The organism is Kordiimonas sp. UBA4487, from assembly GCF_002389025.1.
Lineage (GTDB): Bacteria > Pseudomonadota > Alphaproteobacteria > Sphingomonadales > Kordiimonadaceae > Kordiimonas > Kordiimonas lacus.
On the sequence record NZ_DGNR01000014.1, the window covers coordinates 83704 to 96789 of the forward strand.

10 protein-coding genes are annotated in these 13086 nt (G+C 58.1%); 6 read left to right on the forward strand and 4 right to left on the reverse strand.

The window, feature by feature from the left end; genetic code table 11:
* Nucleotides 1–58 precede the first annotated feature (58 nt).
* Entirely contained in the window at nt 59–685 is a 627-nt protein-coding gene (locus B3Z17_RS15480) for a TetR/AcrR family transcriptional regulator (protein WP_160328642.1), read from the forward strand.
* Nucleotides 686–688: 3 nt separating this feature from the next.
* On the opposite strand, the gene B3Z17_RS15485 is transcribed toward B3Z17_RS15480, so the two are convergent.
* Nucleotides 689–2266: an EAL domain-containing protein gene (locus tag B3Z17_RS15485; RefSeq protein WP_286830703.1), complete on the reverse strand. Its 1578-nt coding sequence runs from the start codon at nt 2264–2266 to the stop codon at nt 689–691.
* A 295-nt stretch (nt 2267–2561) separates the two neighbouring features.
* Between B3Z17_RS15485 and B3Z17_RS15490 the strand changes: the two genes are divergently transcribed.
* Nucleotides 2562–4418: an alkaline phosphatase D family protein gene (locus B3Z17_RS15490; RefSeq protein WP_286830704.1), complete on the forward strand. Its 1857-nt coding sequence runs from the start codon at nt 2562–2564 to the stop codon at nt 4416–4418.
* A 74-nt stretch (nt 4419–4492) separates the two neighbouring features.
* Here the strand turns inward: B3Z17_RS15490 and B3Z17_RS15495 are convergent, their stop codons facing one another.
* Both B3Z17_RS15495 and B3Z17_RS15500 read right to left on the reverse strand, forming a co-directional pair.
* Nucleotides 4493–6268 (reverse strand): sodium:solute symporter family protein, encoded by a 1776-nt coding sequence (locus B3Z17_RS15495; RefSeq protein ID WP_286830705.1) that lies wholly within the window; start codon nt 6266–6268, stop codon nt 4493–4495.
* 4 nt (nt 6269–6272) lie between these two features.
* Nucleotides 6273–6548, reverse strand: a complete 276-nt coding sequence (locus B3Z17_RS15500; protein ID WP_286830706.1) for a DUF4212 domain-containing protein — start codon at nt 6546–6548, stop codon at nt 6273–6275.
* Nucleotides 6549–6666: 118 nt separating this feature from the next.
* Here B3Z17_RS15500 and B3Z17_RS15505 point away from each other — a divergent pair, with 118 nt between their 5' ends.
* Complete coding sequence (locus B3Z17_RS15505; protein WP_286830707.1) at nt 6667–9261, forward strand: ATP-binding protein; 2595 nt, start codon at nt 6667–6669, stop codon at nt 9259–9261.
* Here B3Z17_RS15505 and B3Z17_RS15510 read toward each other — a convergent pair.
* The gene (locus tag B3Z17_RS15510) at nt 9258–10160 is read right to left on the reverse strand and encodes a LysR family transcriptional regulator (protein WP_286830708.1); all 903 of its coding nucleotides are present in this window, start codon (nt 10158–10160) and stop codon (nt 9258–9260) included. The two genes, B3Z17_RS15505 and B3Z17_RS15510, sit on opposite strands and share 4 nt — an antisense overlap.
* A 92-nt stretch (nt 10161–10252) precedes the next feature.
* Here B3Z17_RS15510 and B3Z17_RS15515 point away from each other — a divergent pair, with 92 nt between their 5' ends.
* From B3Z17_RS15515 to B3Z17_RS15525, 3 genes are read left to right on the forward strand one after another with little or no spacing between them, the layout of a single operon-like run.
* Nucleotides 10253–11101 (forward strand): NAD-dependent epimerase/dehydratase family protein, encoded by an 849-nt coding sequence (locus tag B3Z17_RS15515; protein ID WP_286830709.1) that lies wholly within the window; start codon nt 10253–10255, stop codon nt 11099–11101.
* Nucleotides 11092–12342 carry a hypothetical protein gene (locus tag B3Z17_RS15520; protein ID WP_286830710.1) on the forward strand — a complete coding sequence of 417 codons (1251 nt, stop codon included), beginning with the start codon at nt 11092–11094 and terminating at the stop codon, nt 12340–12342. The genes B3Z17_RS15515 and B3Z17_RS15520 overlap by 10 nt, the downstream gene beginning before the upstream one ends.
* Nucleotides 12320–12769 carry a YiiD C-terminal domain-containing protein gene (locus tag B3Z17_RS15525; RefSeq protein ID WP_286830711.1) on the forward strand — a complete coding sequence of 150 codons (450 nt, stop codon included), beginning with the start codon at nt 12320–12322 and terminating at the stop codon, nt 12767–12769. The genes B3Z17_RS15520 and B3Z17_RS15525 overlap by 23 nt, the downstream gene beginning before the upstream one ends.
* Nucleotides 12770–13086: the final 317 nt, after the last annotated feature.

The following is a 13086-nucleotide window of genomic DNA, read 5'->3' on the forward strand; positions in this document are numbered from 1 at the left end:
GCATTAATGGTTTTCATTAATCAAAATGATGGGGAACAAGCAATTGCGGGAGACCAGGGTGAACCGGCAACAAGACGGTAAAGCAAAACGTGCCGATGCCACGAGGGCTGCGCTCATCAGCGCGGCTGAGCGGCTGATCGCCGAAAAGGGCCTCGCGTCCGTTTCGACAAGAGAGATACTGCAAGAAGCCGGACAACGCAACCAGTCTGCGCTTCAGTATCATTTTGGCTCCAAGGAAGGCCTGATGCGCGCCACCATCAGCGAGCGCACGCGCCAGATCGACGAAAAGCGTCTGAACCTGATGAAGGACTGGACCGGCAACCCGACGCTTGATGAGGTACTGGAAGTTCTGATCCTGCCTTTGGCGGAACTGGCAGAAGAGGAAATCGGCGGCAAACACTATATCCTGTTCCTGTGCCAGGCCATTACCCAGCCTGATTGGGACCTGAGGCAGGCGATCAAGGATTTTGAGCTGATCGGCCTCGGCCGGGCCTACGAATACTATGATGAACTGCTGGCAGACCTGCCGGAAGAAGCCCGTGTTGTCAGGCAGGAAATTGCCTATGATGTGGCGATCCTGACCCTCAAGCGCTGGTGCATCCGGGAAATGGAACTGACCCCAAGGCAAATCACCAAGCTGGTGATCCACGCGAACAAAGCGATCCTGGAGCCTCCCAAACGGTAAGGGCTAGCCCGCCTTCATGGGTTCGGTCAGGAAATTGGGGCTGGGTTTTCCGAAGAAATAGCCCTGGCCATAATCCACGCCCATCTCTCGCAACAGCTTGGCGTGTTCTTCTGTTTCCACCCATTCACCCACCGTTACAATCCCCAGGTCGCGACACAGCATGACCATGGACCGCAGATAGGCCCGGTCTTCCTTGTTATGGATGGCATCGCGGATATAGTCTCCGTCGATCTTCAGCGCATCAACCCTGAGCTTCTTCAGATACTGGAAGCCGGCCGCACCCGCCCCAAAATCGTCCAGATAGACCTTGAAACCAATATCCCGCATTTCCCGAACGCAAGCACCAAGCGCGTCCAGGTCGTGGATCTTGGCGGACTCGGTAATCTCGAGCGACAGATATTGCTTCAGGTCCTTGTTGCCGCGCAGAAGCGAAACCAGCTCCAGCATGAATTCGGAACTGGAAAGCGACCGGCCAGACAGGTTCACGGCAATGCCGGGTGCGCCGCCTTTTTTCAGAAGCTCCCTGATCTTGCGGATGGCGCGCGTCACCACAGCATAATCAAATTCGTCAATCAGCCCGACGTCTTCCGCGAAACGGATCATCTCCCACTGGCTCTTGATCATCGGCGGCAGTTCGAACCGGGTCAGGGCCTCGAAATGATGGATTGTGTTTTTCTTCAAATGCACGATCGGCTGGAACACCAGCGAGAAAGCCCCGTCTTCAAGCACCTTGCGGAAGGCCTTCACCCGCTCAGTGGTCTCCCCGATCAGGGTCGAGCAATTCTTTTTGATGTCTGCCACCGCACCGCCGCTAGTGTCGCGCGCGAAACTTTGCAGGCTGAACACAAGTGCTTTCAGGTTGTCTTCCTCGCTCAGGTTAGATTCTGCAGCATCAATGGTGGCCGACGTCAGTTCAACCCCGGTGGCCTTCTTCAGCTGCGCCGCGAAATCAACCTTCTGCGCTTTCTCGTTGGTTTTGTCGTGGACGACAGCGAATTTATCATCCGCCAGCATGGTGGCGTGTGATCCGCCAACAGAGAATGACTTCAGATACTCCTCGATCACTTTCTGTTTGTCCGGGTCGATGCCCTGCCCGCTGCTGGCTTCCAGCACCGTCACCAGCATGTTTTCCGCAGCGTCCGGGTTGCCTTCAAACAGCCCTTCGAGGCGCTCAAAAAACTGCTGCTTCTTGTCTTCTACCTTAACCGGCGCTTGCTTGCTTTTGCTGACACCAACCCTATAGGGCTTTGAAAGAACAGCATAAATTCTGTCATTTGCAGTTGGCAGCTTGGCGATGAAAACGGCGAAGTCTTCCTTCTTGCCGTCTTCCTTGCCGATGGAAACTGTGAAGGGCCCTAACCGGTTGGCACCCGTCAGCATCTTGGCCGCACTTTCGATAATGCCGCGGCCCTTGTCTGTCAGCAGGTTGAGGAAATTGGTCTTGCCGCCGCCCACCGCAGCGCCCAGCGTGTTCTTGATGGCCCCATCGGCGTTTTGGATGTTGAACTCAAGATCCAGCTCAAGCAACACATCGCCCACACAAAAGGCATATCCCAGAAATCTTCCCGGTACTTTGCTCATAAAAAAGTCTTTAATTTCCGTGACCTAAGCCATGGAATTCCTTATCCGCCCCCTATATCGCACAGATACGTTAGGAAACCGTAAAATAAAATCAGCTGGAATGCGACAATTAAAAACCCTCATGAAGCATGAGTATTTTTCTCTTATTTCAGGCACTTGGGCGTCATTAACAATATTGTCAAAATAGCACCACAAATGTATTGCTAAAACAACGATCCGGGAACTTGATACCGCGGGAGGCGGTTGTATTTCTCAGGATGAAAGCCCCAATTTCAGTGGGGAGGGGAGATTATTTATGACATTTCTTAAAAAAGCAGCGGTCAACAGACGCCATTTTCTGGGCGGCATTGGCGCAGGGATCGGCCTGGCGGCAGCACGGGGAACCGTGGCCAGCGCGCAAGCCGAAATGGGTTTCACGCATGGCGTTGCCAGCGGCGACCCGCTTGAAGACCGGGTAATCCTGTGGACGCGGGTAGTACCCAAGGCGGGCATCGCCAGCAATATTGCTGTGGATTATCAGGTCGCTACAGACGCCGGCTTCACCAATATCGTCAGCCAGGGACAGACCCGCACCGGCCCGAAGAAAGACTTCACGGTCAAGGTTGATGCCCAGGGCCTGAAAGCCGATACGCGCTATTTTTACCGCTTCCTGGCAGAAGGAAACACCAGCCCCACTGGCCGCACGCGCACCCTGCCCGGCCACGGCGCGCTGCACGCCCGCATGGCCGTGATCTCCTGCTCTAATTACCCGCAGGGTTTCTTCAATGTCTACAAGGAGCTGGCCGGGCGCGACGTGGATATGATCCTGCACCTGGGCGACTATATCTATGAATATGCCGATGGCGTTTATTCCAACGACGCGGCGGTTGCACACGGGCGGACGGTGAGGCCCAAGCACGAACTGGTCGCCATTGACGATTACCGCACACGGTATGCGCTCTACCGCGCTGACCCCGACCTGCAGGCGGCCCACGCCGCCCATCCTTTCATCTGCGTGTGGGACGACCATGAGATCGCCAACAACACCTGGAAAGGCGGCGCGGAAAACCATAATGAAGGCGAAGGCTCGTTCGAGGACCGCAAGGCAGCCGCCGTGCAGGCGTATCATGAATGGCTGCCGATCCGCGAAAACGGCCATGGGCTGGACAAGATCAACCGCACGTTCGACATTGGCGGGCTCGCGAGCCTGATCATGTTGGATACCCGCCTGTGCGGTCGCGACAAGCAGCTGGATTATGCCGCCGACCTGCCGATGACTACCATCCCATTCGATTTTTCTGATGAGGACAACCCCAAGGCAGTATTGGACGCACAAGCCCTGAAGGCGCTGCCGGAAGCTGCAGTTAAACACATCCCGGTGCCGTTCGACATGCGCGGCGAGAAGCCGGTGCCCATGACCGACTATGCTGAAGTAAAAGCAGTAGACCCGAAAAACCTGCCCAAGGGATTCAGTTACCTGCCTGACGTGGAAAAATTCCGCCATGATATTCTGGGCGCGGAAGACCGCACCATCCTGGGCACGGAGCAGGAAACCTGGCTGGTGGAAGAATTCCAGCGTTCCAGCGCCGCAGGCGTGCCGTGGCAGATTTTGGGCCAGCAACTGTTGATCGGCCGTGTCGGTATCCCGATGCTGACGGATGAGGATATTGATTTCGATAATTCGAAATTCATCAGCCGCGAACGCTTCGATGCCATCCGCATGTTAGGGTCCATGGGCATGCCGCTCAATCTGGATTTCTGGGACGGTTATCCCGCCTGCCGCGACCGGGTTTATGCATCCATCAGGGACAATGCCAACAATGCTGTGTTTCTCTCTGGCGACACCCACAATGCCTGGTGCTTCGAGTTAACGGATAAAGACGGCGACAATATCGCGGTCGAGTTCGCGACGCCAAGCGTCAGTTCCCCCGGCATGGAAGCCTATATCCCGGCAGACCCGGAGCGCGTGCGCGAGGAAACCATGAAGGCCAGCCCCGAGCTGACCTACTTCAACAGCAAGGACCGCGGCTGGCTCGAGCTGGACATCACACCCGAGAGTATGTCTTCAACCTGGCATTATGTGTCAACGGTATTGAGCCACGACTATAGCGTGACCAAGGGCCCGACGCTGGTTACCCGGGCCGGCAGCCACACGGTAACCATGGCGGCCTGAGGGACAAGACACCTGCAGGAACGCACAAAAAAAGGCGGGGACATCCCCGCCTTTTCTCGTTTCTGCACGACCTGCTAATGGTCCTGGGCGCCCGCAGCCCCAATGGGCACGCGGATATCTTCCACCAGATGCTGGATATCTTCAGGCGGTGCCGGTGTGAACTGGTCCACCGTAAAGGCGACGGCGAAATTGAGCATCATGCCCACCATGCCAATGCCCTCTGGCGATATACCAAACAGCCAATGCTCTGCCGTGTTCAACTCTGGCGAAATGAACTTGAAATAGACGATATAGCCGAAGGTAAAGACAAGGCCTGTCAGCATCCCTGCCATCGCGCCTTCCTTGTTCATTTTCTTGGAGAAAATTCCCATCAGGATGGCCGGGAACAGGCTGGCCGCGGCAAGGCCGAAGGCAAAGGCCACCACTTGCGCCACAAAGGCCACGGGGTAAATTCCCAAGAGCCCAGCGACACCGATGGCTACCGCCGCAGCAATGCGTGCCGCCCGAAGTTCCTGCTGGTCGGAAATATGTTTCATCAAAGTTTTCTTCAGAAGGTCATGACTGACGGCTGTGGAGATGACGAGCAAGAGCCCGGCTGCGGTCGAAAGCGCCGCCGCGAGACCGCCCGCAGCCACAAGTGCGATCACCCAGCCCGGCAGTTTGGCAATTTCAGGGTTCGCCAGCACCATGATATCCCGGTCCACATACACCTCATTGGCGGTGTCGGTGGTAGGGTTCACCAGCAGGCGTTCGCCGTGCTCGCCACGCTTGTCACCATCGAACGCCGGTTTGCCGTCGAACGGGGCCCCGGGGCGGTACTGCACCGCGCCGTCACCGTTCTTGTCCTGCCAGGCAATCAGGCCCAGGTCTTCCCAGTTTTTGAACCACTGCGGCGTCTCTGTGTATTCCGTCTCGTTGACCTCTGAAATGAAGTTCAGCCGCGCAAATGCGCCCACCGCTGGCGCCGTGGTATAGAGAATGGCGATAAACACCAGCGCCCACCCGGCGGAAATGCGGGCGTCAGATGCCTTCGGCACGGTGAAGAAGCGCACCAGCACGTGCGGCAGGCCCGCTGTACCCACCATCAGCGCCGCCGTGATGGCGAACACATCAATGGTGGATTTGGTGCCGTCGGTATAGGCGGTAAAGCCAAGCTCGATGAGCGCGCCATCCAGCTTCTCGAGGACCGTCAGGCCAGAGCCGTCAGCCACCTCTGCCCCCAGCCCCAACTGCGGCACCGGGTTGCCGGTGATCAGCAGGGAAATGAAGATAGCCGGTACCGTATAAGCAAAAATCATCACGCAATATTGCGCCACCTGCGTATAGGTGATGCCCTTCATGCCGCCCAGCACCGCATACATGAATACGATGGCCATGCCGATGATCACGCCCAGGTCCACTTCCACCTCGAGGAAGCGCGAGAACACAATGCCCACACCGCGCATCTGGCCCGCGACATAGGTGAAGCTGATGAAAATCAGGCACAGCACCGCCACCAGCCGCGCGGCGTCGGAATAATAGCGGTCACCGATAAATTCGGGCACGGTGAACTTGCCGTATTTCCGAAGATACGGCGCCAGCAGAAGTGCCAGCAGTACATAGCCGCCGGTCCAGCCCATCAGGTAGACGCTGCCGTCATAGCCGAGGAAGGCAATCAGCCCGGCCATGGAAATGAACGAGGCCGCGCTCATCCAGTCGGCGGCTGTGGCCATGCCGTTCAGCACAGGGTGCACACCCGTGCCGGCCACATAAAATTCACTGGTATTGGCTACCCGCGACCAGATGGCGATGCCGATATAAAGCGCGAATGAGACGCCAACGAACAGGTAAGTCAAGTTTTGTGCGTCCATGGCCCTAGTCCCCCACGCCGAACTGTCGGTCCAGCGTCCGCATGCGGAAGGCATAGACGAAAATCAGGACAACAAAAGTGAAAATGGATCCCTGCTGGGCAAACCAGAATCCAAGCTTGAATCCGAACAAGTGAAACTGGTTGAGCCAATCTTCCAGCAAAATACCGAACCCGAAGGACACAACGAACCAGATGGTCAGCAGAACCGCCAGCAGCCTTAAATTGGCGCGCCAGTAAGCCTGCCGGTTCTCCCTTTCGCCGATGGGCGTGTTTTCAGCCATATGCAATCCCTCCCCTGCAATAGGCCCGCAGCTTGAAAGATCACGCGCGTGAGGTCAATTTTTTGTTGGTTTGTTAACCCATAAGCTGCAAACTCAGGGGGCGCTGAGGGGGGCGACAATGCAGTTCGGTGCCGTGAACAGATTCAGACGGTTTAAAAGATCACTCGCATATTCGGCCCTTCTGGGACTGGGCTGGCGCATTGCTGTTATCATCGGCTTTGTCACCATCAGCGGTTTCCTGATCATCAACAAGGCGCTTGAGCGCAACAAGCTGAATGAACTTGAGGTGTTCATCAAGGAACGCGCCGCGCGGGAAAGCCAGATTTTCGAGACCATCAGCAAGGCCCATACCCAGGCGACAACAGCTTTGCTGCAAGCGCTCAACGCAGACCCAGCCGATGGCCAGGATGACGCCGCAGTCAGCACCGCGTTCGACCGCTATTTCCCACTGCAAGACGACGGCACCCGGCGATCAGTTGACGCCCTTTTTGACGGTGCACCGCTTGGTGTTGCCGGGCGGATCAGCGGCATGGGCGCCTTCATCAAAGCCGGCGAGGCCCTGACCGCTAAAGATAAGCGCATGCTCCTGTCTGCGTTCCTGACCGCCTACCGGGTGGGGCAGGCCCAGTTCCAGGACCTGCCGAGCCTTTATTTCTTCACCCCCGACAACAGCCTGCTGATCCACGCGCCCACACGCCCCGACAGGCTGATGTTCTACCGAAAGGAAGCGCCGGCCTCTTTTGATTTCTCGAGTCAGGAGCTGGTGCAGATCACCTTGCCCGCGAACAATCCGGACGGCGAGATGCGCTGCACCAGCCTGCGGCCCATCATCTATGACCAGACAGGCGCCACCTGGACCACAGGGTGCCACACCCCTGTCTATGCGAACGGCAAGCATATTGGCGCCTGGGGCAGCAGCATCCTGCTGGATAACCTGCTGGAGAATGCCATAGCGGATGTGCCCGAAGGCGCCACCAACATGATCATCACAGCAGACGGTAAGCTGATCGCACACCCGACGCTGACCAAACAGGGCCAGACAAACGACAGGCTGCTTGATATCACCACATCGGATAATCCCGACCTCAAGGAAATCTATGACGCCATTCAGGGCCATGCAGAGGCCGACGTATTCGTTACCACTATCAAGCCAACAGACTGTTATGTCGCGGTCGGCCGCATCAAAGGGCCTGACTGGTATTTTGTTACTGTCTACCCGCAAGACCTGATCCTGGCCGATGCCCGCGACAGCGCTGGGGTCCTGCTGTATGTGGGGTTCGCCGGGCTCTTGCTTGCCCTCGCAAGCCTTCTGTTCGCCATCCGGTCCGACATCGTCAAACCACTTCGGGCGCTGGTACGCCACAACCAGAGTCTGGCACGTGGCAAGTTTACGTCCATGCCGCCCGAAATTGGGAAAAACAAAGCCGGACTGAATGAACTGGACCAACTGGCGCGGTCTTCGGCCAGCATGGCGCGGCGCCTGTCGGAAGCCTTTACAACGCTGGAACAACGCGTTGAAGAGCGCACCCACGATCTGGAAGCCGCCAAAACGCAGGCCGAGAAGGCCAATGCCGCCAAGTCTGATTTCCTGGCCAACATGAGCCACGAAATCCGCACCCCACTGACCGGGATTGTCGGCATGCTGGACATCCTGTCCGGCGAAGACCTGCCCGATTCCTCGAAGCCCTATGTCACCATGGCGCGCCAATCCGCCGACATGATGCTGGAGCTGGTGAACGATATCCTTGATCTGTCGCGCATCGAAGCCGGCAAGACCGTGCTGAAACCTGAGCCCACAAGCCTCGGCTCCCTTCTCAACCGCACTATCCTCAGCCTCGCGCCGCTGGCGGCCCAGAAAGACCTGGAATTAACGCTTGAAGACAATACGCCGGAGGATCTGTGGGTTCAGATTGACCAGAAGGCGCTCAGGCAAATCCTGATCAACCTCATTGGCAACGCGATCAAGTTTACAGATGATGGCTCGGTCACCGTGACTGCCAGTAGTCGACCGGTGGAGGGCGGGCAGCATTCTGTCACACTTCATATCCGCGATACCGGCAAGGGCATCCCGCGCGAGGCCCAGGCCCGCCTGTTCGATCGGTTCGAAACCGTGAAGGAAAACCGCACAACAGGCAAATCCACGGGCCTGGGGCTCGCCATCACCCGCGAACTGGTACAGCTGATGAATGGCTGGATTGCCGTTGAAAGCACCCCTGGTCAGGGCGCGACCTTCATCGTCACCCTCAGGCTGCATGCCGCCGACGTGCCGAAAGGGGCAACCGCAGACAAGCAGACTGGCCCGGACCGCGACCTGAAAGGGGTGAAGCTTGTGGCGGTGGATGACAATCCGGTCAATCGCGCTGTGTTGAAAAAACTATGCGAAAGCGAAGGCTTTGACGCTACCGTCCTGCCAAGCGGCGAAGACATGATCGCCCATATCGCTGCGCTGCAGAAGGAAGGGGACTCGCCCCCCGATGTTTTCCTGATGGACATCAACATGCCTGGCAAGGACGGCATGGAAACCCTGCGCGACATCCGCGCCCTAGGCGGATGGGCAAGGGGTATCCCAGCCATTGCCTTCACGGCCCACGCTGTTGTTGGGGTGGTGGACGACCTGAAAGCAGGCGGCATGCAGGGCTATGTAGGCAAGCCCATCGACAGGCAGGCATTCCTCGCGGAAATCCGCCGCTGCCTCAGCGAAAGCGTGCTTTAGAAAGCCACGGCCTTTTTCAGCCAGCGCCGGAACCAGGCATGGCCGGGGTCACGATGCTGGTGAGGCGCCCACACCATGGAAACGTCAAATCCCGGCAGATCTAGGGGCGGCTCAAACAGCCTCAGGTCAAGTTCATGCTGCAATGCTTCTGCCAGCCTTTTCGGCACAGTGGCCAACAGGTCACCTGCCGCCGCAACCCGAAGCGGCGAATAGAAGAAGCCGGTCTTGAGCACCATGGTACGGCGATGCCCGATTGCCGCCAAATGCTGGTCCACCATGCCAAGCCCCTGCCCGTCGGTTGAGACCATCATATGGCCTTCTGCCAGGAAGGCATCAAGTGTCAGGTCTGCCCGCTGCAACCGCGGGTGAGACCGGCTGCAGACAGTGACAAACTCTTCCCGCCACAGGGTTTGTCGGTGATAGTTGGGCGGGGCCTTGGTATACCGGGCGATGGCAAGATCGGCCCGTTGAAGTGTGGTGGGCAAATCCTGGTTACCGGGATCAAATGCGCGCAAGGCCGCCTTTGGGGCATCCACAGGCAGCCGCCGCATCAACTGCGGCAGGCACAAGAGCTCGACATAATCGGCCATCGCCAGCGTGAATTGCCGGTCTGTGCTTTGCGGGTCAAAACCGGCGGCATCCTGAACGGCCTCCATCAGGCCGTCCAAAGCTTCCATCACGGGGGCATAGAGCTGATCCGCGCGCTTGGTTGGCACCAGTGCCTTGCCGTCGCGCACAAAAAGCGGGTCTCCGAAGGCATCCCGAAGCCGCTTGAGTACATGGCTCATGGCGGACTGTGTCAGCCCCACCTGGTGCGCTGCCGCCGTCACACTGCGCCTTTCATACAGGCAGGCAAAGTGCCTTAGCAGGTTCAGGTCCATTGTATTAAAATTATGCATGATTGAAACATAATATATTAATTTTAAAAATGAAAGTGCAGGCCCTATCTTCCTCACAGCAACACAGAAGCGAGGATAGAATGAAGATTTTCATGACGGGCGCATCGGGCTATGTTGGAAACCGCTGCCTTCAGGCTTTTCTGGCAGCAGGCCACCAGGTGACCGCCCTGACCCGCAGGCCACAGGCCTTCAGCCACCCACATCTTGTGTGGCACAAGGGCAGCCTTGAACACCCCGCAAGCTATGAAGTAGCCCTTTCGGACGTGGACGCCATTGTTCACCAGGCAATGGAATATCAGGACGGCGCAGACAGGGGCATGATCGACCGTGTCGCGGTTGAAGCCTTCATTCGGTCCGGCAAATATGTGGCCTACACCGGCAACCTTTATACCAGCCATCGGTCGGGCGAAGCGCTTTTGGAACAGGCCATTGCCGACGGCCATCACTGGTGGAACGACCATGAAAACATGCTGCTGGAAGCCGGACAGGCAGTGGTCATTCGGCTGGGGTTTGTTTATGGCGGCAGTGGCGGCTATCTATGGCCCGGCTTCGCGCCGGACGCGTCCGGGACAGTCCTGTGGTGTGGGGAACCGAATGGCCGCTGGCCTATGGTGCATGTGGACGATGTCGCCCGCCTTTTCCTCAGTGCCATAGAAGAACGCGCCACAGGTATCTTCCATGCGGTCGATGACACACCCGTTACCCATGAAAGGCTTCTGAATGCGATTTGCCTGCTGCAGGGCGGCACGTTAACACGCGTCAGCTTGGAGGCAGCCCGCGCACGCCTTGGGGGCTTTGCCGATCATCTGGAAAAGGATATTGTGGCCACCAACACGGCTGCACGGTCACTGGGCTGGCAACCGGGCCACCCCGACTTCCTGGCATCTGCAGAGGAAGCCTTTACCGCCTACCGACAGCACAGGGAAAAGGAATGCGCCTGAAAACAAGCCTGACCATAACGGTCTTCACCGCCCTGCTGGCGACGTCAGTCTCACACGCCTGCGTTCCGGGGGCAGACACAGATACGCTGCCACCTCCCCTGCAGGAAATCCTGGCAGAGGGGTGTGAGAGCAGCGCCATCTATCACACCGCCGGTTTTCTGCTGCGACGGGAGCAGCCAGACGCCGCCTTACCTTGGCTTCAGGCCCTTGAAGCGCGCGGCTGGCAACTGGGCCTGGACGCGGAAGTACCAGAGGGCACAGAGGCACTGGCTGTTACAAAGCGCCTGAATGCGCGTGTCGTCCCTGCCCCCCGGGCAACCCCGGGCCGTAGGCTTCAAGCGCCATCCTTCTTCCCAGAAGGCATCGCCGCTGATGGCGCCTCAGGCCGCCTGTTCCTTGGCAGCCTCACCGAGAACCGCGTCGCCGTCATTCCCGAAACCGGGCCAGCCACCTTCTGGCCGCTGCCCGCGCACGACAAGCTGCGGGCGATCTACGGCATCAAATATGACGCTGACGCAAACCAACTGTGGGTGTTGCGTAACCGCACGGACGTCAACGACGTGCAGGATGATGCCCCAGCCGCCGAAATCCTGTTGCTGGACGGGCAAACCGGCGCGCTGGTCAGGTCCTGGCCCATGCCCGCCGGGACACCCACAGAGCTGAACGACTTATGCCTGACAGCCACGCATGCCTATGTCACCGACAGCCGGGGCGCGCGCGTTCTGGTACTTGACCGCAATCGCGGGTCCCTCACACCTCTGCAGATCAACCGGCGGCTCTATTACCCCAACGGTATTGTCTGCCACCGGGGCGGCAGCCTTTATGTTGCCGATGCGCTGGGCCTGATGCGGATTGATACGGAAGCGGGCGCGAGTGCCCGCCTGGAAGCCCCTGAAGGCCAAACACTCGGTGGCCTGGACGGGCTGGCCCTGCATGGCGACAGTATCATCGCGGTCCAGAACGGCATTGGCCTGCCGCGCTTGATTGCCATTGATATCAGTGTATCTTCGACCGCTATCACCTTGCTCGACAGCGGCAATCCCACGTACGACATTCCCACCACTGTCGCCCTTATGAACGGCACGGCCCATGTGATCGCCAACAGCCAGATGGACATGATTGACCGCTTTCATGACGCCCCTGAGGAAACTGAAAGCTTGCTATCACCCGTCGTTATCCTGAAACTGCGGCTCGATGACAAACAGAGAGCCGCAGGATATGAAAAGCCCAGAAGCCCTTGAAGACTATCTTTACCGGAACATCCCCATTTCAGAAGCCATGGGCGTGCGCGTTGCCCGCGCCAGCACCGACAGCATTTCGCTGACCGCGCCGCTTCAGGCCAACATCAATCACAAGCGCACTGCGTTCGGCGGCAGCCTGCAGGCCGTTGCCACGCTGGCCTGCTGGACGCTCTTGCATGTGAACCTGCGCGAAGACGCTGACCCGTCTGAGATTGTCATCACAAACAGCAATATCGACTATATCCGACCCGTCACCGCGGATTTCACGGCCACCGCAACCCTGCCCGACGGCGCACGCTGGCAGCAATTTCTCAAAACCTTTGACAGGCACGGGCGTGCCCGTATCCAGCTGACAGCCCATGTGATGCAGGATGATGATGTGGCGATTGATTACACAGGCACGTTCGCGGCACTGAAGACTGGTTGATCAGCTTCTTACACAGGCCCAGAAAAGAGTGAAGGCGGCAGCCGGGTTAGACCGGCTGCCGCCATTCATAAGCACATGAAAGATGGGTTGGAAGGTCGGCCGTAAGCCCCGGGCCGAAAGACATGTCCTGCTCGCTCTATCGCCAAAGGAGGCGCCCACCACTGAATGGCGACCAAACGAGCCCTTCACTTTCATGGCTCTGAGCACACTGCCCTCAATTGAGGCCAGCATTCTCAACGCAACGCCAGCACGATATGCATTCCTGACTATTTGGTCAATAACCATTTTCGCATTTTTGTCATTTTTTCGCGTCATGC

Excerpts from the sequence above, each read along its gene's own strand:
- B3Z17_RS15485 (WP_286830703.1), bottom strand. The coding sequence starts at position 2,266 with ATGAGCAAAGTACCGGGAAGATTTCTGGGATATGCCTTTTGTGTGGGC.
- B3Z17_RS15490 (WP_286830704.1), top strand. The coding sequence starts at position 2,562 with ATGACATTTCTTAAAAAAGCAGCGGTCAACAGACGCCATTTTCTGGGC.
- B3Z17_RS15495 (WP_286830705.1), bottom strand. The coding sequence starts at position 6,268 with ATGGACGCACAAAACTTGACTTACCTGTTCGTTGGCGTCTCATTCGCG.
- B3Z17_RS15500 (WP_286830706.1), bottom strand. The coding sequence starts at position 6,548 with ATGGCTGAAAACACGCCCATCGGCGAAAGGGAGAACCGGCAGGCTTAC.
- B3Z17_RS15505 (WP_286830707.1), top strand. The coding sequence starts at position 6,667 with ATGCAGTTCGGTGCCGTGAACAGATTCAGACGGTTTAAAAGATCACTC.
- B3Z17_RS15510 (WP_286830708.1), bottom strand. The coding sequence starts at position 10,160 with ATGCATAATTTTAATACAATGGACCTGAACCTGCTAAGGCACTTTGCC.
- B3Z17_RS15515 (WP_286830709.1), top strand. The coding sequence starts at position 10,253 with ATGACGGGCGCATCGGGCTATGTTGGAAACCGCTGCCTTCAGGCTTTT.
- B3Z17_RS15520 (WP_286830710.1), top strand. The coding sequence starts at position 11,092 with ATGCGCCTGAAAACAAGCCTGACCATAACGGTCTTCACCGCCCTGCTG.
- B3Z17_RS15525 (WP_286830711.1), top strand. The coding sequence starts at position 12,320 with ATGAAAAGCCCAGAAGCCCTTGAAGACTATCTTTACCGGAACATCCCC.